General features: G+C 65.6%; 17 protein-coding genes. 10 read left to right on the top strand and 7 right to left on the bottom strand.

The genetic code is table 11. The features are described 5' to 3' along the window. Window positions 1–3 precede the first annotated feature (3 nt). The 3 genes from V1Y59_RS11430 to V1Y59_RS11420 all read right to left on the bottom strand — a co-directional run bounded on the left by V1Y59_RS11430 (window position 4) and on the right by V1Y59_RS11420 (window position 2,933). Window positions 4–870: an aldo/keto reductase gene (locus V1Y59_RS11430; protein WP_330505084.1), complete on the bottom strand. Its 867-nt coding sequence runs from the start codon at window positions 868–870 to the stop codon at window positions 4–6. 113 nt (window positions 871–983) lie between these two features. Beyond that, window positions 984–1,871: an ectoine hydroxylase gene (thpD, locus tag V1Y59_RS11425; RefSeq protein ID WP_330435878.1), complete on the bottom strand. Its 888-nt coding sequence runs from the start codon at window positions 1,869–1,871 to the stop codon at window positions 984–986. A gap of 381 nt (window positions 1,872–2,252) precedes the next feature. Further along, window positions 2,253–2,933, bottom strand: coding sequence for a GntR family transcriptional regulator (locus V1Y59_RS11420; RefSeq protein ID WP_330505083.1), 681 nt, complete (start codon window positions 2,931–2,933; stop codon window positions 2,253–2,255). 145 nt (window positions 2,934–3,078) lie between these two features. Between V1Y59_RS11420 and V1Y59_RS11415 the strand changes: the two genes are divergently transcribed. The 7 genes from V1Y59_RS11415 (at window position 3,079) to V1Y59_RS11385 (ending at window position 10,235) form a co-directional block, all read left to right on the top strand. Then, window positions 3,079–4,260 (top strand): acyl-CoA dehydrogenase family protein, encoded by a 1,182-nt coding sequence (locus tag V1Y59_RS11415; protein ID WP_330505082.1) that lies wholly within the window; start codon window positions 3,079–3,081, stop codon window positions 4,258–4,260. Window positions 4,261–4,269: 9 nt separating this feature from the next. Further along, a complete protein-coding gene (fabG, locus tag V1Y59_RS11410) occupies window positions 4,270–5,016 on the top strand; it encodes a 3-oxoacyl-ACP reductase FabG (protein ID WP_330505081.1) in 747 nt (248 codons plus the stop codon). Window positions 5,017–5,039: 23 nt separating this feature from the next. Further along, complete coding sequence (locus tag V1Y59_RS11405) at window positions 5,040–6,272, top strand: acetyl-CoA C-acetyltransferase (protein ID WP_330505080.1); 1,233 nt, start codon at window positions 5,040–5,042, stop codon at window positions 6,270–6,272. After that, window positions 6,224–6,634, top strand: coding sequence for a WhiB family transcriptional regulator (locus V1Y59_RS11400; RefSeq protein ID WP_330505079.1), 411 nt, complete (start codon window positions 6,224–6,226; stop codon window positions 6,632–6,634). The genes V1Y59_RS11405 and V1Y59_RS11400 overlap by 49 nt, the downstream gene beginning before the upstream one ends. A 132-nt stretch (window positions 6,635–6,766) precedes the next feature. Next, window positions 6,767–8,215 carry an aldehyde dehydrogenase family protein gene (locus V1Y59_RS11395; protein WP_330505078.1) on the top strand — a complete coding sequence of 483 codons (1,449 nt, stop codon included), beginning with the start codon at window positions 6,767–6,769 and terminating at the stop codon, window positions 8,213–8,215. A gap of 8 nt (window positions 8,216–8,223) precedes the next feature. Continuing rightward, entirely contained in the window at window positions 8,224–9,072 is an 849-nt protein-coding gene (locus tag V1Y59_RS11390; RefSeq protein ID WP_330505077.1) for an alpha/beta fold hydrolase, read from the top strand. 20 nt (window positions 9,073–9,092) lie between these two features. Further along, window positions 9,093–10,235, top strand: coding sequence for a CaiB/BaiF CoA transferase family protein (locus V1Y59_RS11385; RefSeq protein WP_330505076.1), 1,143 nt, complete (start codon window positions 9,093–9,095; stop codon window positions 10,233–10,235). A 12-nt stretch (window positions 10,236–10,247) separates the two neighbouring features. Here V1Y59_RS11385 and V1Y59_RS11380 read toward each other — a convergent pair whose 3' ends face one another. From V1Y59_RS11380 to V1Y59_RS11370, 3 genes are all read right to left on the bottom strand, one after another. Then, window positions 10,248–11,105, bottom strand: a complete 858-nt coding sequence (locus tag V1Y59_RS11380) for an alpha/beta fold hydrolase (protein ID WP_330505075.1) — start codon at window positions 11,103–11,105, stop codon at window positions 10,248–10,250. A 47-nt stretch (window positions 11,106–11,152) separates the two neighbouring features. Further along, entirely contained in the window at window positions 11,153–12,247 is a 1,095-nt protein-coding gene (locus V1Y59_RS11375) for a Zn-dependent alcohol dehydrogenase (protein WP_330505074.1), read from the bottom strand. 76 nt (window positions 12,248–12,323) lie between these two features. Beyond that, window positions 12,324–13,871, bottom strand: coding sequence for a class I adenylate-forming enzyme family protein (locus V1Y59_RS11370; protein ID WP_330505073.1), 1,548 nt, complete (start codon window positions 13,869–13,871; stop codon window positions 12,324–12,326). A 162-nt stretch (window positions 13,872–14,033) separates the two neighbouring features. Between V1Y59_RS11370 and V1Y59_RS11365 the strand changes: the two genes are divergently transcribed. From V1Y59_RS11365 to V1Y59_RS11355, 3 genes are read left to right on the top strand one after another with little or no spacing between them, the layout of a single operon-like run. Then, the gene (locus V1Y59_RS11365) at window positions 14,034–16,997 is read left to right on the top strand and encodes an AMP-binding protein (protein WP_330505072.1); all 2,964 of its coding nucleotides are present in this window, start codon (window positions 14,034–14,036) and stop codon (window positions 16,995–16,997) included. 26 nt (window positions 16,998–17,023) lie between these two features. Continuing rightward, the gene (locus tag V1Y59_RS11360; RefSeq protein ID WP_330505071.1) at window positions 17,024–17,812 is read left to right on the top strand and encodes an N-acyl homoserine lactonase family protein; all 789 of its coding nucleotides are present in this window, start codon (window positions 17,024–17,026) and stop codon (window positions 17,810–17,812) included. A gap of 46 nt (window positions 17,813–17,858) precedes the next feature. Next, window positions 17,859–18,749: a helix-turn-helix domain-containing protein gene (locus V1Y59_RS11355; RefSeq protein ID WP_330505070.1), complete on the top strand. Its 891-nt coding sequence runs from the start codon at window positions 17,859–17,861 to the stop codon at window positions 18,747–18,749. 2 nt (window positions 18,750–18,751) lie between these two features. On the opposite strand, the gene V1Y59_RS11350 is transcribed toward V1Y59_RS11355, so the two are convergent. Continuing rightward, window positions 18,752–20,149 carry an MFS transporter gene (locus tag V1Y59_RS11350; RefSeq protein ID WP_330505069.1) on the bottom strand — a complete coding sequence of 466 codons (1,398 nt, stop codon included), beginning with the start codon at window positions 20,147–20,149 and terminating at the stop codon, window positions 18,752–18,754. Window positions 20,150–20,201: the final 52 nt, after the last annotated feature.

The following is a 20,201-nucleotide window of genomic DNA, read 5'->3' as shown; positions in this document are numbered from 1 at the left end:
AGATCAGCCGCTCGTCTCGTTCAGGATGCGGAGGTCGTCGACGGTCAACCGCAGATCCATGGCCGCGACGTTCTCGAGCAGGTGGGTGACGCTCGTCGTGCCCGGCAGCGGTACCACCGGCTGACCATGGCGACGCCCTTGTTCGTGCACCCAGGCCAACGCGGCCTGGCCTGGCGTCACCGAGTGTCGCGTTGCGACCTCGGCCAGCGCCGACCCCAGCGAGCCGCCCGGGGAGCGCCTGAGCAGACCATGCCCGGTCGGCGAGTGCGCAATCAGTGTGATCCCCCTGTGCGCCAACGTCTCCAGCATCGTCTCCACACCGCGCGACACCAGCGACCATTCCTCCTGAACAGCGGTCACCGGATGGACCTCGTGAGCGCGCACGACGTCGTCGGCCGTGACGTTGGACAGGCCGATCGCCCGGATTTTGCCCGCCGCGATGAGACCGGCCATGGCCGAGACCGTCTCTTCGATCGGGGTCTCGTCGCTCCGATGATGCAGGTAGTAGAGGTCGATGGTGTCGACTGCCAGCCGCCGCAGACTTCGGTCGCACGACGCGACCACGGTGGCGGCGTCGGCGTGCACGCTCCAGCGCTCGGTTCGCCCCGGGACGTCCCAGCGGATACCGAACTTGGTGCACAGGATGATCTCGTCGCGCCTGCCGGCGATTGCCCGTCCCACCAGTTCCTCGTTGCCATACATCTCGGCGGTGTCGAGCAACGTGATTCCGTTGTCGATCGCGGTGTGCACGACGGTCGTCGGGTCGTGATCGGGATCGCCCGGATCGTCGGCGAGGCGCATGAGACCGAGCCCCTGCCGGGGCGGGTCGATGTCGGACCAGATCGGGGTGGACCAGAGAGAGTCGGGCATGTCAGGAATCTACGACCTCAACCGGACTTGAGGTCAACCCCAGGGCCCGACACATGAGAGGGGCGGCCGCATGGCCGCCCCTCTCATGTCAACTCACTGATACTCTCTCGAGCTCACCTGTGTGCCAGGTAGTCCGGACGCGGATTGTCCGCCGCGAACGGTTCACCGATGGCATTCGACTTCGCGTTGAACACCACGAACAGGTTGCTGCGCGGGAACGGCGTGATATTGCCCGACGACGCGTGCATGCAGTTCGAGTCGAAGTAGAGCGCGGAACCCGCAGGGCCGGTGACCATGTCGATGCCGTGCTCCTCGGCGAGCGCGGTCACGTCGCCCTCTTCCGGCGTGCCGAACGGCGGCCGGTAGGAGGTCAATGACTCGCGGTGATAGTCACCCGGGGTCTCCCCGACGCAGGTCAGGAACTTCTTGTGCGAGCCCGGGATGATCATCAGCGCGCCGTTGTACTCGTAGTTCGGTGTCAGCGCGAGCGACACACTGAGCGCCCGCGGCTTGGGCATCCCGTCCTCGGCATGCCAGGTCTCGAAGTCCGAGTGCCAGTAGAACGGGCCGCCCGCGAATCCGGGCTTCAGGTTCATCCGGCTCTGGTGGACATAGACCTCGTCGTCGAGGATCTGCTCGGCAACGCCGACGATGTCTCGGCGCGAACAGATCTCGGCGATCACATCGCTGAGCTGATGCACCGCGAAGAGCGAACGTACGTCGCCCGACGACGATTCGCGCACCACCCGCTCGTCGTTGCCGAGCCGGTCGGTGATCACGTCGACCTCGTTCATGCAGGTGCGGATGTCGGCGTCGCTCAACACATTTGTCGCGGTGTGGAAGCCACGTGCGTCGTACCCGGCCAACTGGTCGGCTGAGAGCGGTCCGCGTCCCGACGTGTCCCCCCAGACGGTCGGATGCGGCCGCGGCTCGATCTGGCCACGCTCGGCCAACCGAGTTCGGTAAACGTCAACTGGTTTCGTTGCTGTTTGAGTTATCACGATCGTCGCTGATCCTTTCCCTCAATCGGCATCTTCGCCGTGTTCTGTTGTCATGTTCGCTGTTATTACGCGCGCTTGTGCGCAAGGTTTCACACCGCGCGCCACACCGAGGTTCGCAGACGTGTCCGGCCGGTGCAAGGCAGACCTAAAATGGCGACGACCACCGGCAATGGCCCGAATCGGCGGGTTTCGTAGGCTTATCTGCGAAGACGTCGCTCCCGCCGTCCGCGCCACCCCGCAAGCGGACTATTGAGACATTTGACACACTCGCTTGCCCTATCCACTAGGGCTGTCGACTAAACTCGCGGTCCCTCGATTGTCGCCTCTCGACGACCGTGACGACCGGCGGACCGATCCCCGTGGACCGACGGTGTCAAGCCGCTACTCCTCCCAGAATCCCCGTCCTTCCAGGAGCGCGACCGCCTGATTGCCGCCGCGCAGGAAATGCCCCTCGGTGAGCACCTTGGCCATCCCGCCGGAGCGGGCGCACAGTGCGTCAAGGATCTCGCGATGATCGCGCAGCCCCGAGGCGACCCAGTCGGGATGCGCGTCGTAGAACCCGGTGGGTATCGCGCTGCTCAGCATCTTCACCTCCGATACCAGGCGGCGCGAGCGCGAAGCGCGGTTGATCACCCGATGGAATTCGAAATTGAGTCGTTCGTTGGAGTCCGACGTAGCGTCCGCCTCCATCGCCGTCGCAACTCGGTCGAGTTCGATGAGTTCATCGTCGGTCAGATTGATCGCCGCCCGTTCGGCCGCGAGTCCGGAGATCGTGCCGAGCATCCAGTAATGGTCACGGACATCCTCGCGCGACAACTGCGCGACAAAGGCGCCGCGTCTGGGGATCACCTGGATGATGCCCTCCCCCTCTAGCGCGATCAACGCTTCACGAACCGGGAGTTTGCTGAAGCCCAACCGCTTGGCAATCGCGTCCTGATCAACCTTCGCCCCGGGTCGCAATCCCCCGCTGAACACCAGTCGACGGATCTCCTGCGCCGCGATCTGCTTGAGCACCGAGGACGGTTCACTCGTGACACCGGGCGCACCTGCTGTCTCTGCCACCACTCAACCCTATCGCGGCAAGGCGCATCCAGAACACCAAGATTTGATAATTTTGCCGGGAACGTCCTCGCCGTCACCTGCATAATTAGCAGTTCATCACGGTTCACACTGGGCAGTGGATTATATTTTTGATACTCTCGCGAGCATGACACAGCCACAGCAGCCCGTCGTCTCCGACGAGGACTTCACCCAGATCCATGGCCTCGTCGCGGACTTCGTCCGGACCAAGGTCGTCCCGCGCGAGCAAGAGATCTCCGAGACCAACGCCATCCCCGACGACCTACGAGCACAGGCGGCCGAGATCGGCCTCTTCGGCTACGCCATCCCGCAGGAGTGGGGCGGCCTTGGCCTCGACCTCACCCAGGACGTGGAGTTAGCCATGGAGTTCGGCTACACCTCGTTGTCCCTGCGCTCGATGTTCGGCACGAACAACGGCATCGCCGGTCAGGTGCTGGTCAACTTCGGCACCGACGTGCAGAAGAAGGAGTGGCTCGAGCGGATCGCCTCCGGTGATGTCGTGGCGTCCTTCGCCCTCACCGAGCCGGGCGCCGGCTCCAATCCGGCCGGATTGCGCACGATGGCCGTACGAGACGGCGACGACTGGGTCATCAACGGACAGAAGCGATTCATCACCAACGCACCGATCGCCGACCTGTTCGTGGTCTTCGCCCGCACCCGCCCCGCCGACGAATCCGGCACTGGCATAGCCGTGTTCCTGGTCCCCGCCGATACCCCCGGCCTCGAGGTCGGAATCAAAGACAAGAAGATGGGACAAGAAGGCGCCTGGACGGCGGACGTCAACTTCACCGACGTCTGCGTCCCGTCGTCGGCGTTGGTCGGCGGTGACGAGGATGCCGGCTACCGCGCGGCCTTGACGTCGCTGGCCCGCGGCCGCGTGCACATCGCCGCACTCGCCGTCGGTACCGCACAGCGCGCGCTGGACGAATCCGTCGAGTACGCGGCCACAGCCACCCAAGGCGGCACACCCATCGGCGATTTCCAGCTGGTGCAGGCGATGATCGCCGATCAGCAAACGGGCGTCCTGGCGGGCCGAGCCCTGGTGCGCGAGACGGCTCGCAAGTACGTAACCGGCGAGGATCGCCGGATCGCCCCGTCGGCGGCCAAGCTCTACTGCACCGAGATGGCCGGCAGGGTCGCCGACCTCGCCGTCCAGGTCCACGGCGGCAGCGGCTATATGCGCGAGGTCGCTGTCGAACGCATCTATCGCGACGTTCGCCTGTTGCGACTCTACGAGGGCACCAGCGAGATCCAACGCCTCATCGTCGGCGGCGGCCTCGTCCGCGCCGCGAAGAAGAACCAGGGATAAGGATTCCTCATGACAGAACCGCTTCTCAAGGACAAGACTGCCGTCATCACCGGCGCCGCGCAGGGCATCGGCTTTGCCATCGCGCAACTCTTCATCGACGAAGGGGCACGCGTGGTCGTCGCCGACATCGATGCCACCGCAGCCGGGTCGGCCGCAGACAAACTCGGCGGCTCCGCCATCGCCCGCGGCGTCCGCTGTGACGTCACCAATGGCGACGACGTCGACGCCGTCCTGGGTGCGGCGGCCGAATCATTCGGACCCGTCGACGTCATGGTCAACAACGCAGGCATCACCCGCGATGCGACGATGCGCACCATGACCGAGGAACAGTTCGACCAGGTCATCAACGTGCATCTGAAGGGCACCTGGAACGGCACCCGCAAGGCTGCGGCCATCATGCGCGACCGCAAGCAAGGCGCCATCGTCAACCTGTCGTCGCTGTCCGGCAAGGTCGGCATGGTGGGCCAGACCAACTATTCGGCCGCCAAGGCCGGGATCGTCGGCCTCACCAAAGCCGCCGCCAAAGAGGTTGCCCACCATGGCGTCCGCGTGAATGCCATTCAACCGGGACTCATCCGCACCGCGATGACCGAGGCCATGCCGCAGAAGGCGTGGGATCAGAAGATGTCCGAGATCCCGATGCACCGGGCGGGCGAGGTCGCCGAGATCGCCTCTGTCGCACTCTTCCTGGCGTCCGATTTGTCGTCGTACATGACCGGGACCGTGCTCGAGGTCACCGGCGGACGGTTCATGTGAGACCCGAGAACCAGAGGACAGTCATGACAAGTACCCGTAAGCCCATTCGCCGCGCGGCCATCGTCGCACCCGCCCGCACGCCCGTGGGCACATTCGGCGGCGCACTGCGCGATGTCGCCGTAGAGGATCTCGGTGCCACCGTGGTCAAGGCGGTCGTCGAACGTTCCGGCGTGGATCCCGAACGCATCGACGACGTGGTCTTCGCCCAGTCGTATGCGAACTCCGAAACCCCCTGTGTCGGACGCTGGGTCGCGCTGCATTCGGGCCTTCCCATCAGCGTCCCCGGCATGCAGCTCGACCGTCGTTGCGGCGGCGGACTCCAGTCGTTGGCGACCGCCGCGATGATGGTGCAATCCGGCGCGGCCGACGCGGTGTTCGCCGGCGGCGTGGAGTCGATGAGTCGGATCGAGTACTACTCGACCACCAACCGGTGGGGCGCCCGTGCCGGCAACGTCTCACTGTACGACCGACTCGACCGCGGACGCGAACGCTCTCAACCGGTCTGGCGCTTCGGTGAGATCTCCGGGATGATCGAGACCGCCGAGAACCTCGCCACCGACTACGGCATCACCCGCGAGGCCGCCGACGCCTATGCGGCCCGCAGCCATCAGCGCGCAGCCGCCGCCTGGGAGGCCGGACACTTCGCCGACGAGGTCGTTGACGTATCGGTGCCGCAACGCAAAGGCGATCCGGTCGTGGTGTCCCGCGACGAAGGTGTCCGGCCCGACTCGAGCGCCGAATCGTTGGCCCGACTACGCACCCTGATGCCCAACGGCACCGTGACCGCCGGCAACGCCAGCCAGCAGAACGACGCCGCCGCAGGTTGCCTCGTCGTCGCCGAGGACGCCCTCGACGACCTCGGTCTGGAACCGATCGGATACCTGACCGACTGGGCGGCCACGGGCTGCGAACCGGCACGCATGGGCATCGGCCCGGTAGCGGCCGTCGAGAAGCTCGCCGTCCGAGCCGGAGTGGACTCCCCTGCCGCACTGCTGGACACCCTGGATCTGGTGGAGCTCAACGAGGCCTTCGCTGTTCAGGTTCTCGCGGTTCTGGAGGGCTGGAAGTGGCATGACCACGACCGCCTCAACGTCAACGGGTCCGGCATCTCACTCGGCCACCCCATCGGTGCCACCGGTCTGCGCATGACCACGACCTTGATGCACGAACTCCGTCGACGTGGCGGCGGCAAGGGACTCGTCACGATGTGCATCGGTGGTGGGCAGGGGCTCGCTGCCGTTGTCGAGAGCGCGTGACAGCAGTGACCGACACCTCCGACAGAATCGCCCGAACCCACAACGTGCTCGGTTCGGGCGATCCTGTATATGTTCCGCAACAAGCGCAATGGCGCGAGGAAGCGCGTTGCCGCGGTGCGGATACCGCTGTGTTCTTTCCGTCGGGCGAACTCAGCGCCGCGGATAGGGCCCGTCATGAGCGGGCCGCAAAGCAGATCTGCGGAGACTGCCCGGTCACGCGTCACTGTGCCGACTACGCTGCGACCGGGCCTGAGCCGTATGGCATCTGGGGTGGTATGACGCCGACCGAACGCAAGCGTCGGCACCGGAAGGCGCATGGGTTCCGCAGAATTGGACCTTCCGGACATCGTCGGAGTCCGTGAGTCACGAGCAGTCGAGATCGAATCGCCACCGCGTTGCGGGGTGCTCCCAGCGCCTGGCAACACCGAGGGTGTGGTGCACACAATCGTTACGTGGTGCAAACGCAGCGTAGTAGCCAAGATCTGACGACATCAGTGAGCACGCGAATCGACCTGGGACACGCCGAAAGCGTGTTCATCGGCGGTGCCTGGCACCGCGCTTCAGGAGCGATACGCACTGTCGTCTCACCGGCAACCGGGCAGCCAGTCGCCGAAACCCGGCAGCCGTCGGCCGCCGATGCCGTGGCAGCGGTCGCGTCCGCCGACGATGCCCGCGACAGATGGGCTTCCTTCCCGGTGGACCAACGTGTTGCCGCGTGTGCGCGTTGGCTGAATGCACTCGACGCGCGTTCCGATGATCTGGACGCGATGTGGGCGCTCGAAGCCGGGATGCCGGTGCGACATGGACGTGCGCTGTATCGATTCGCAGCCGTGCCCGCATGGCAATCCGCGCTGGCCGGGGCCGATGAGGTGTTGACGGATCGGCGTCGATCATCGGAACTCGGCGAAGTGTTGCTCCGTCGTGAGCCGGTCGGCGTCGTCGTGGCGATCCTGCCGTACAACGGTCCGGTGGTCACCGTGGCGTCCAAGGCGATACCAGCGTTGCTGGCCGGGTGCCCGGTCGTGATCAAGGCGGCTCCGGAGTCGCAGTTGACGATGGCGATCGTGGCGGAATGCGCCAGGCTGGCCGGCTTTCCTCCCGGTGTCGTCAACGTGGTGTGCGGCGGTGCGGACATAGGCCAGACATTGACGCGGGACCCGCGCGTCGACATGGTCTCGTTGACCGGCGGGCATGTTGCCGCACAGGATGTTCTCGCGGCAACCCACCAACGCTATGCCCGCGTGCAGCTCGAACTGGGTGGCAAGTCCCCCGCCATCATCCTCGATGATTCGCCCCTGGAGAAGACGTTGCGCTCCCTGATCCCCGGTGCCACCAACGCAGCGGGGCAGGTTTGCGCCTTGTTGTCCCGGATCGTGGTGTCACGCCGCCGACATGACGAGGTGGTCGAGCGTCTCCGTGTCGGATTCGAACGATTGAGGATCGGCGACCCGCTCGACCCGAAGACGCACATCGGACCACTCATCAACGAGGACGCGGTGCGTCGCACCGAAGGATTTGTCACTCACGCACTCGCCGATGGCGCCGAGTTGGTGACCGGCGGGTCACGGCCCGAGAACCTGGACGTCGGGTGCTACTACCGGCCGACCTTGTTCACCGGCGTATGCGAAGACGCGCAGCTGGCCAGACGTGAGGTATTCGGTCCGGTGACCGCCGTCCAGGTCTACGACGACGTCGACGACGCTGTGCGACTCGCCAACGCGACCGAGTTCGGGTTGTCCGGTGCGGTCTTCACCGCCGACACCGATATCGGCGTCGAGATCGCGTCACGAATCCGGGCCGGATCGGTCGCCGTGAACGCATTCGGGCCGGCAATGAGCTCGCCGTTCGGCGGGATCAAGGCTTCCGGGTGGGGCCGAGAATCCGGGCCTGAGGGCATCCTCGGCTTCACCGAACTCCAGCAGATCTTGATCGGCCGCCAATGACATCGGCCATGTCCGCGGTCTCGGCAATCACCCGATTCGCGGTGCATCTGAACTCCACGCTCTGCTCGCCGGCCTTCAGTTCGCGCAGCGGGAGTCATCGAGTCAGCGGGAGTGGGCCCGGTCTGATCCTGCTGAATGGATTCGGCGCCAGCGGTGCGGTGTGGCCGATGGCATTGGGCGAGTTGGCAAGCCGCCACCGGGTCATCGCTGTCGACACCCGCGGCACCGGAGGCTCACGACGACTGACCACAGCGTTCACCATCGAGGATCTCGCGGACGATGTGTGGGCCACGATGCTCGGCGCAGGCGTCACCGAGGCGACCGTCGTCGGCTGGTCGATGGGTGGCATGGTCGCGCAAGAACTCGCCATTCGCCACCCAGAAGCGGTCAGCCGACTCATCCTGATCAACACCGTGGCGCCGATCCCGGCCATGCAGATACCGATCTGCCGGACGTCGTGGACGTTGTGGCGCCTCGCCTTACGCAACGCCACCGATGGCTGGCGCCGCGCGGTGTGGTCGCTCGGCGGGCCGGGCGCACAGCATGAGGCGCCCCTCGAGTTGCGCGAGCTGACCGCACAGTTGCGGACCAGTGGCATCACCTGGTGGACACCGCTTCTGCAGTCAGCAGCGTCGACGACATGGCGACGCCCGGAGCGACTGCGCGACATCATGGCACCGACGACCATTCTGCACGGACGCGAGGACCCGATCGTGCCGGTCCACAATGCCAACATCCTGGCCGCGCTGATTCCGGCTGCGCAGGTCGAGATCATCGACCACGTCGGGCATCTCCTGCCGTACGAAGCGACCGGCAAGCTGCTCGACGTCCTGAACCGAGAAGGGGAGGCGCCGTGACCGACGGGCCTTTGACCGGAATGAAGATCATCGAGTTCGCCGCGCTCGGCCCGGGACCCTGGTGCGCGATGATGCTCAGCGACCTGGGTGCTGAGGTGCTACGAATCGATCGGCCCAGTTCCGTCGGCGCGCTACGCACTGACCTCGGGGCGCAGAACGGGCGGCAGCCGGCCTTCGTCAATGATCGGGGCCGACGGTCGGTGGCCATCGACCTCAAGCATCCGGACGGGGTCGCGACCGTGCTGCGGCTGATCGAGCATGCCGACGCGACGATCGAGGGCAGTCGGCCGGGCGTCATGGAGCGCCTCGGGCTCGGACCCGACGTTTGTCAGGCTCACAACCCCCGGCTGGTTTACGGACGTGCGACCGGTTGGGGGCAGGCAGGCCCCCTGGGCCAGGCGGCCGGTCACGACCTCAACTACCTCGCCATGACCGGGCTGCTCGCAGCCATGGGGCCCGCCCGAGGCGCACCCTCGATTCCCTTGAATCTGCTGGGCGACTACGCCGGCGGGGGTCTACTGCTGGCGATGGGCGTGGTGTCTGCGTTGCTCGAAACCACGCGCAGCGGTCACGGGCAGGTCGTGGACGCGGCGATGGTCGACGGGATAAGTCTGATCGGCAGCGTCTTCTACGGGCAACGGCAAGCGGGCATGCTCAGCCTGGAACGCGGTACCAACGCACTCGATGGCGGTGCACCGTTCTACCACGTGTACGAGACCTCCGACGGCGGATGGATGGCGGTGGCGGCGATCGAGGCCGAGTTCTTTGCCAACCTGCTGTCCGTTCTGGGAGTTCCCGCGGAAATCGCTGAGCAGCAGTGGGACCGGGACCGCTGGCCGTCACTGCGTGAGGAGTTCGCCGCAATCTTCACCCAGCGGACGCGATCGCAATGGGAAGAAGCGTTTGACGGTGCCGAGGCATGTGTCACGCCGGTGCTCGACCTGGACGAGGCGATCAAGGCCGAGCATGCCACGGCCCGTATTGCTTTCGTGCCAGTCGATGGCGTACTCCAGCCTGCGCCGGCGCCGCGATTCAGCAGGACGCCCGGCCGCGTACAAGGGCAGGCGGTCCCGGCAGGCGCAAACACCGATGCAGCGCTGGCAGATTGGGGGATCGACCGGAACGAACTCACTTCACTGCGGGATAGCGGTGCGATCGTGTGACGCGAGCGGCCGTCACTCGTCGGTGAGGAACTGTTCGATGATCGGTCCGACACGGTCGGGCTCATCGAACATCATCATGTGGCCGGCTCCCGGCAGGAGTTCAAGGCGCGCATGCCGGATGCGACCGGCGAGGAAGCGGCCGTTGATCGTGCGCACCACCGGATCGTCGTCGCCCTGGAGAACCAGCGTGCGGCACTGTAACCGGTGCAGCCACGGGTGGCTCGACCAGCCGAGTACCGCAAGCTGGAGGTAGCGGTAACCGGTGGTGCTCGGCGGGTGGGCCTCACGGTCGGCCAGAATCTCCGCGAGGACCGTCTCATCGCTGGCGGTTCGTCCGCCCGCCAGCAATGGGACGTCTGCCGCGGCGGCTTCCCGGCTGTGGTAGCGACGGGTCGAGAGCAACGCGCGCTGCGCGGACAGCCGGGGCGGCACCCAGGGCAGCCCAGCCACCGTGGCCACCAACGTCAGGCGCCGCAACCGGTCCGAGTGGCGCTTGGCGAATTCCTGTGCGACGGCGCCACCGTGCGAATACCCCAACACGTCGACTCGCGACACCTCGAGTGCACGCAAGGCACCGGCCAGCTTGTCGGCGATGCCGTGCATGGGCAACGGTCGGCGGGGGACCTCGGATCGACCCATGCCCGGCGAGTCGATCATGATGACGTCCCGGCCAGGCATCTGTGCCAACAGCGGCTCCCACGAATCCATGGATCCGCCGAGTCCGTGGATCAGTAGCAGCGGAACTGGCGAATCGCCCTGGCGCCGACGGGTGTAGAGGCGGATCCCGTCGACGGTGACGGCCTGGTCGGTGTAGCCGTCCGCGCCGTCGTGTTCGGAACTGTCCCCATCGGCAGTGTCGCTGTCGGGCACGATGGCGATTCCTCTCCTCGAACGGCCGGATCGATCAAGTGACGCGGTCACCGCACGACCACCGCCCGGGCGCCGTTCTCGCCGGCGCAATAGTTCACCGCGTCGTTGATGGCATCGAAACCGAAGGTCTCCGTGACCAGTTCATCCAGGATCAAGGAACCGGAGCGATAGAGGTCGACCAACCGGGGGATGTCACGCTTGATGTGTGCGGAGCCATACAGGCAGCCTTTGACGACCTTGCCCGCCATGACGACATTGTTGAACACCTCGTCGATCCCCACCCCCGGTGCGGCGCCGACCAGTACCGCGGTGCCGCCGCGTCGGGCCATCGCCACGGCTTGCTGCACGGTCGCCTGCCGGCCGGCAACCTCCACCACCACGTCGGCGCCGCGCCGACCGGTCAACTTCTGCACCTGCCTGACGACGTCCTCGCCAGCGGTGATCGTGTGTGTCGCACCGAGTTTGGCGGCGAGTGCCAGGCGCTCTGCGTGCACGTCGATGGCGACGATGGTGGTCGCTCCCGCGATGCGTGCCCCTTGGATGGCGTTGAGACCGACTCCACCGCAGCCGATTATGGCCACGGAGTCGCCGACGCGTACACCGCCGGTGTTGACGGCGGCGCCGAATCCGGTGAGCACACCGCAGCCGAGCAGCGCTGCCGACGACATCGGGATATCCGCGGCGATGGGGATGGCCGCTCCGGCCGGCACCACGCTGCGCTGGGCGAATGACCCGAGTCCGCAGAATTGGCGGACCGGGTCACCGTCGAGGGACATTCGAGTGCTGCCGTCGGGCATCGTGTGGCCACCGAGCATGGTGCGCGGACGTCCGCACAGATGCGACTCGCCACGCTCGCAGAAGTAGCAGGTGCCGCAACTCGCGAGCCAGGACAGTACGACATGGTCGCCAACAGCAAGTCCGTCGACACCCTCGCCGACGTCGGCGACGATACCGGCCCCCTCATGCCCGAGGACAAGCGGCAGCGGTGCCGGCAGTTCCCCGGAGAACACCCCGACGTCGGAGTGGCAGACGCCGGTGGCCTGCACATCGACCGCGACCTCGCCCGGACCAGGTACGGCCACGTCGATGTCGCGGATCGACAATGGCCCGCCCGCGGTGGTCAGTATCGCTGCCTGTGTCATCAAAATCCTTTCGGTGGACTGCCGGGACTTCGGTGGGTGGTGCTCGGGCACTGCTGGTTGGTGCAGCGCGACCACATCAAAGCGCGGCGATGCCTTTTTCGCGGAGTTGTGTCTTGAGGACCTTGCCGCCGGCATTGCGGGGGAGCTCGGTCACGACGTGATAGTGCTTGGGGACCTTGTACTTCGCGAGTCGGTCGATCAGCCAGCCGGATAGATCATCGGCGTCGATGGTGCGGCCCTTTGCGGCGACGAGGAACGCCGCCCCGACCTCCACGTACTTGTCGTCGGGCACCCCGACCACCGCGGCGTCGGCGATGTCGTTGTGGCCGGTGAGGATCATCTCGACCTCGGCGGGGTAGACGTTCTCACCACCGCTGCGGTACATGTCCTTGGCGCGCCCGGCGATGGTGAGCAACCCCTCTTTGTCGATACGTCCGAGGTCGCCGGAATGGCACCACCCGTCACGGAAAGTTTCCGCGTCGGCCTCGGGGCGATTCCAGTATCCGATGCTCACTCCGCCACTGCGGACGCAGATCTCACCGACCTCGTCCACGTCGGTGAGCGAGCCGTCGGGGCGGATCACCTTGACCTCGGTCATCGCCTGGGGACGGCCGATGCTGCTCTCGTGTCCGCGGGCGATGTCGAATTCGAGGCTGGTGCTGACCGCACCGCCCTCGGTCAGGCTGTAGGACTGCACGAGGGACACGCCGGGCAGCTCCTTCTCGAGTTCGTCGTACACCCACGGCATCACGATGTCGCCGCCGGTGACGATGCGCTGCAGAGAATCCGGTACCAGGTCGGTGAGGCGGTCGTCGCGCAACAGGTCGAAGAGCATGAACGGGTACAACAGCATGTTCGTGGTACAGCGTTCGCGAGCGACGGAGATGAAGTTCTCCAGGGTGAACCCGCCGGACGGGAAGGTCACCGCGGTACCGTGCGCCAGCAACGTCGGCAAGAGCAGCACCTCGAATCCGCCGGCATGAAACAGTGGTCCGGAGGTCTGGGCGACGGTGCTGTGGTCGAGGTGCCACCGTTGCGCCTGGATCGAGCCGATCCACATGGCGTTGCCGTGCGAGAAGAGCGCACCCTTCGGACGACCCGTCGTCCCTGATGAATACATGAGCGATGCGGGGTCATCGAAGGACAGGTCGGGGAAACCGGTCGCGTCTGTCGCCGTCGCGGCGAAGTCGTCCAGCGGGACCGCCCAGTCGAGGGTTCCGCCCCGCACGACGTAAGTGGTGACGTCGATCTGGTCGCGGATGGGCTCGATGTTGTTGGCGAAGTCGCGGTCGAACACCAGGGCGATGGCCCCCGAGTCGCTCAACGCGAACTGCAGTTCAGGTGCGGTCAACCGCCAGTTGAGGCGCACGGAGATGGCTCCGGCCCGGGCAACGGCCAGGTAGAACGCGACGTAGTCGGTGGAGTTGCGCAGCAACATACCGACTCGGTCGCCTTTCACGACCCCGGCGTCCTGCAGCGCACGCGCATAGCGCAACTCGAGCGTACGGAGGTCCGTCCATGAGATGACTTCTTCGCCACCCAGCGCGAGAGCAGGTCGTCGGGGGTCGACCGGAGGCATCTGACCCGCGATCGAGTCGGTGATGAAGTTGAGGCTCATTCCCATGAGATCACTTCTCCTCAATCGTGACGCGGATGTGCACTTCGGGGCTACGAGATCTATCTCACGCCTTTGTGGTCGTCGGTACCAGGGGATGAGAGCACCCCCCTGCGTGGTTCCGTCGTGCACCGGGGTCTGCCTAGTCTCGTCCCACGTGAAGGAGTCGTGGTGAATCCGTTGAATGTGATCTCGTCAGTGCCCGCCCGGATTGGTTCTGGTGCAGGACAGGTGATCGATCTCGCGCGCCGCACGGACGTGACAGCCCGCAACGTGGCCGAGTATCTCCGCTATGGGGGGCTGGAGATCGACGCGGAGACCAGCACGTTCGATGTAGTGGCCGCCGAACCGGTGTACCGGCTCCGGCACTACTTCGCCGATGAGTCACCCACGGAACTGCCAGTACTGCTGTTGGTACCGCCGCTGATGATGGCTACCGAGGTCTACGACGTCGCGCCGGCATCGAGTTCGGTTCGCGCGGTGCACGAGTGCGGTATCGACGTGTGGGTGGTGGACTTCGGACGGCCCGAGCACGAGGCCGGTGGCCTGGAACGGACCATGGGCGATCACGTCCTGGCGGTCAGTGATGCGGTCGACAAGGTGCGCGCTGCGACCGGGCGCGACGTGGTGCTCAGCGGCTATTCGCAAGGCGGCCTTTTCGCCTACCAGGCCGCGGCGTACCGGCGCGGTGACGGCATCGATTCGTTGGTCACCTTCGGCGCGCCCGTCGATTTCCAGTCCGCTCCCCTGCCGATCCCGATATCCATGGAATCGTACGCAGCCATTGCCGAAGCGCTATTGGAAACCAAAGTGCTGGATCATGTCTCACTTCCGTCCTGGTTCAACAAGACGTGGACCAGGATGCTCGATCCGATGGCCACCATCAAGTTCAAGCTCAACTACTATCTCGCACTGAGTGATCGCGACAAGCTGCTGCCGGGTGAACAGCAACGTCAGTTCCTCGAGAACGAGGGGTGGACGGCGTGGTCGGGACCGGCGATCCGTGAGTTCCTTCAGCAGGCACTGGTGATGAATCGCATGCTGTCCGGCGGCTTGGTGATCGGCGACCGGACCGTCTCGCTCGCCGACATCGACTGCCCCATCATGATCGCCGTCGGCGAGGTCGACAAAGAGGGGCATCCGCTCTCGGTGCGGGGTATCAAACGCGCGGCGCCCCGCGCGTCCGTCTATGAACTCACACTTCGGTCAGGGCATTTCGGCATCGTCGCGGGTGCCGGTGCCCGGAAGCGGACGTGGCCGAGAGTTGCGGAGTGGATCGAGTGGCGGGCGGGCAAGGGCGATCTGCCCGCGGCGATCGTGCCTTCGGAGGAGGTGACCTCGGACGTGGCATGGACCCCGGGAGACGTATCCAATCGGGTGCGGACGGTCATGGACCTCGGCATCGGGACGTCCAGCACAGTCATCCGCGCTGCCAACAGTGCGCTCACCACCACGCAGGCGGTCGTTCGTGAACGCGGTTCACAGGTCCCGCTGCTCAACCGCCTCGACGGCTTGAAGTCGGCGACCGAGATCTCCATCGGACTGCTGCTCGACGAGTCGGCCAAACGCAACCCGGACGGGATCGCGCTGATGTTCGGCGATCGCGTGATCCGTCATCGCGAGTTGGCCGACCGGATCGACGCAGTGGTCAAGGGGCTGATCAGTTTGGGTGTTCGCCAGGGAGATCGCGTCGGCGTGATGATGAGTGCGCGTCCGTCGTCGCTCGCACTGGTCGCCGCGGTCAGCCGACTGGGTGCCACATCGGTGCTACTTCGTCCAGAACGGGATGTCGGGATACAGTCGTCGGCGGCAGGCGGATTCCGTTGGCTGGTCACTGATCCCGAGCGGGTGCAGAACGAGCCGATACCGGGTGTGCAATGGTGTGTGCTCGGTGGCGGCGGGCAGATCCGAAGTCTGGCAGACCACGTCGTCGACATGGAACGGATCGATCCCGACGAGGTCCCGCTGCCGGCGTGGTACCAGCCCAATCCCTGCCGAGGCTCCGACGTCGCCTTTGTGCTGTTCACCGGCGACGGCGCCGACACTCGGACCCGCTTGATCAGCAATCGACGATGGGCGCTCTCGGCGTTGGGCACGGCCAGCGCGGCGGCTCTGCGGCCGGCGGACACCATGTACTCGCGTACCCCGCTACATCACCCCTCGGCGCTCCTGATGGCAGTCGGCGGAGCCATCGCCGCGGGCTCTCGGCTGGCGTTCGCCAGTGCACCGGACCGGGATACCTTCTGGGAGGAGGTGTCCCGATATGGCGCTACCCATGTGTCGTACACCTGGACGTCGTTGCGTGAGATCGCCTCCGGCCCGCGACACCCTTACGAGCGGGAGTCTCCGATCCGGCTGTTCATAGGGTCCGGCATGCCGCACAACCTCTGGCGACGGATGAATGAACGGTTCGCACCCGCACGGGTTCTCGAGTTCTACGCATCGCCCGATGGAGAGGCGATCCTGGCGAATGTCTCGGCCACCAAGACCGGGTGTGTCGGAAGGCCGTTGCCCGGGACCGCCGAGGTGCGCGTCGCGAAACTCGACAGGCGGACACGCCAGCTGGCCTACGGGTCCGACGGCCTCGCTCGTCGGTGCGCGCCCGGTGAAGCCGGACTGCTGTTGGCGCGCAGTGACCCGAGGGTGCCGTCGCGCGATCTGGTGCGTGGTGTCTTCGCGGCCAACGACTCGTGGCAGTTGACCGGGGATGTGTTCACCGAGGACCCGGACGGCGACTTGTGGTTCATCGATCGGGCGAGCAGCCTCATCGAGACCGCCGACGGGCCTGTCTCCCCGACCCGGGTACAGAATGCTCTCGGTCGGGTGTCGAGTGTGGACGTTGCCGTCGCCTACGGGGTCCCCGGCGGAAGCAGCGACGATGCCGCCGACCTTCTCGTTGCGGCCATCTCCCCGTTCCCCGGTGCGACCGTCACCCGGTGGGAGTTGGAATCGACCATGCGGCGATTGGACCGCAAGCACCGACCGCACACGGTCGCGGTCGTGAAGAAGATGGAGCTGAGTACGTGGGCGCGGCCGCTGACATCCGCTCTTCCCCAGGCGATCCCGATGCCACAACGTGGAACAACCATATGGCGCTTGGATTCCGACAGCGAATCATACGTTCGGGCTCGCTGAACAACCGGCAGGAAGGTACTACGACGATGACGGCAACGATTTCGCGGTTGTGGGCGCTCGATGCACCGACAGTCACAATGGACAACAGCATCATGATGTTCGGCAAGGGAGGCACGGAGATCACCATGCCGTTGCCGTCGTTCCTCGTCGAACACCCCGAGCACGGGCTGCTCATCTTCGACACCGGCATCGACGGTGCCGGCGATCCCGGTGCGGTATACGGTTCGGCTGCCGACCTGTACAAGATCGATTTCCCAGCCGACTACGCGCTCGATGTCCAGCTCGACAGCCTCGGTTTCGGCACGGAAGACGTACGACGCGTCGTGATGTCGCACATGCACTTCGATCACACCGGAGGCCTCCGGCATTTCGCGGGTGCCACCGGATACGTCGGGTCAGGGGAGCTGCGCTACGCCAAGTCGCCGGATCACCACGCGGCGCCGTTCTTCATGCCACCGGACCTGGCCGCCGCCGAACAGATCGACTGGCTCGAGGTACCCGCCTGTTACGACCACGACATGTTCGGCGACGGCAGTGTGGTCATCTTGTCGTTGCCGGGCCACACGCCGGGATCGCTGGCCCTGCAGTTGCGACTTCCCGACGGATCGACGTTGATCCTGTCAGGCGATGTGGCTCACGAGCATGACAACGTGAGCTGCTGTGCCGGTATGCAGGCCGACTCGGACACCGCGGCCGCCATCGAGTCGCTCAAGCGGCTGAAACTGCTGCGCAGCCGTCCGAACACCAGAGTATGGGTCAACCACGACATCGACGATTGGCGGATGCTGCGTCCGAACGGACGACAGGTCGTGTAACTCCGAACTCCACCGCACAGAGGTTTACGAGCCCTAATCTGGACTCGTGGACTTGGCGCACGAGATCAGAGACTTCTTGATGACGCGCCGCGCCCGCCTCCGACCCGAGGACGTCGGATTGGTCGCGCACGGCAAGCGGCGTGTCCCCGGCCTCCGCCGGGAAGAACTCGCGCAACTGGCCAACGTCAGTGTCGACTACTACACGCAGATCGAACGCGGCCAGGTCGCAGGCGCGTCAGACGAGATCCTGAGTGCGATCGCCGCGGCACTTCAGCTCGACGCCGACGAGACACGGCACTTCTTCATCCTCGTACGCGCTGAACGCAACCGCTCGACACGGCCGACGTGGGCGCGCGACGCACCGCAGCTGGTCCCGGAAACCGTGCGGGAGATGCTCCGCTCACTGGAGACCCTCCCGGCTTTGGTGCAGACCCAGCGCCTCGACGTCATCGACGCCAATCCGTTGGGACGCGCCTTGTACGTCGACGCGGCAGATCCCGACGGCGGGCCGCTGAATCTGGCGCGATTCATCTTCCTCGACGAGCGGGCCAGGCAGCTCCTGGTGCACTGGAGGTCTTCGGCGGACGACGCCGTCGGCATCTTGCGCGTCGCCGCCGCGCGCGCCCCCGACTCACCGAGGATCACCGACCTCATCGACGAGTTGTCCACCCACAGCGTCGAGTTCCGCACGCGGTGGGCCAGACACGACGTCGTCGGGACCACGCACGGCGTCATGACGTTTGATCATTCGGCGCTGGGGCGGTTCGGGCTGAACTATGAGGCGCTGAGTATTCCGCGCGCTCGCGGGGTCTACGTGGTGGTGTACTCGCCCGGTCCGGACACTCGTGACGCAGATGCATTGAGGCTGCTGTCCGCGTGGGCCGCCACAAACACCGAGACTCCCCACCAGGCGGGCGGGGAGTCTCGGATCGGGTGAAGTTACACGTTCACGTTCGATTGATCGGCATGGCCGGGGTCCAGAACGGCCATCCGGCTGCTCCCTTGTCGACGCATCACGAACACCACGCCTACGGCGCACGCCAAGGAGACGACAAGTAACAGGTTGGTGTAGTTGTAGAGTCGCTGCGCGCCGATCTCGGTGACGAGGTACGCGCTGATGAGTGGCGCAATGATCGCTCCGAGTCGTCCCACACCCAGCATGGCGCCGTAACCCTTCGCGCGGGCCAGCGGCGGGTAGGCACGCGGCACCAATGCACTGTACGAAGAGATCCCGCCGAAGATGCCGACTCCGAGAGCGACGGCAAAGGCATACAGCCACACCGTGGGCTCGTGGCCAGGGGTCGGGAACGCATTGGCAAACCCCAGCATCGCGACGACTGCGATTGCGCAGAAGACCCACGTCAACCGAACCGCGTTGACAACCAGTCCAAGTGTCGCGAGCGCGATCGCGCCGGCCAGGCAGCCCAACGACAGCCACAGTCCCACATTCTGGCCGGTCTGACGAGCCGCAGAGGTCGCCGCGTCAAGCGCTTCGTTGGCCAGGTTGGGGTCGAATCCCGCGGTGATCGCGGTCTTCACGAAATCCGGGGTGAGACCGGCGGCGAAGTTGAAGACGCCGGAGACCGTCATGTAGCCGACGCACAGCAGCAGGGTGATCATTAGCAGGTTCTTTCCCACGAGAGATGGCGCCTTCTCAGAGGTTGCCAGATCGACGCCCGAAGCTGACTCAAACCGCTGCTCGGCAGCCTTCACCGACTCGGGCAGACCCACGTATGCAGCGACAAACGCCGCTGCAGCCAATGCAGCTCCGAGTAGGAAGAGCGCCTTCCAGTTGGAGCCGAACGCGGAGGTGATCGCGTTGGTACTCAGGGCCGCCAGAACGCTGCCCAACGGGTACCCGATCATCACCAGACCTGTCGCGAGGTTCCGATACCTCGGCGCTGCCGATTCCTGAGCTGCCACCACGATGGCGACGCTGACCATGCCGATGCCGACTCCGGTGATGAACCGGGCAGCCATCATGAACTCGGCGTTGGGCGACACCGCCGACAGGACGAGGCCGGCACAGTTGATGGCGATGCCGACCAATGCGATCAATCGTCGACCGTATCGATCGGCCAAGCGCGCGAGGCCGATCGCGCCGACCGCCATGCCGACCAGTGCGAAGCTGACGATGTAGCCCTTCTCGGCCGTTGACGCGAAGTTCAGCGGGTCGCTCGGGTCAGTGGAGTTGGTGGGCAGGTTCGGCAGCACGAAGCTGATGATCAACAGGTCGAATCCGTCGACCAGGTTCAGGAACATGCACAGTAGGGCGACGCCGAGGCCGCGGCGACCGGCATCGGCGGTACTCATTGGGGAGAATGCGCTCGAGTTCATGGGACTTTCCTTTTCGTCGGATCTGACGAAATCGCGGTGATATTGGTATGTT

The sequence above is a fragment of the Gordonia prachuapensis genome (assembly GCF_036350515.1).
Lineage (GTDB): Bacteria > Actinomycetota > Actinomycetes > Mycobacteriales > Mycobacteriaceae > Gordonia > Gordonia prachuapensis.
This window is presented reverse-complemented; position numbering and strand designations above follow the sequence as displayed.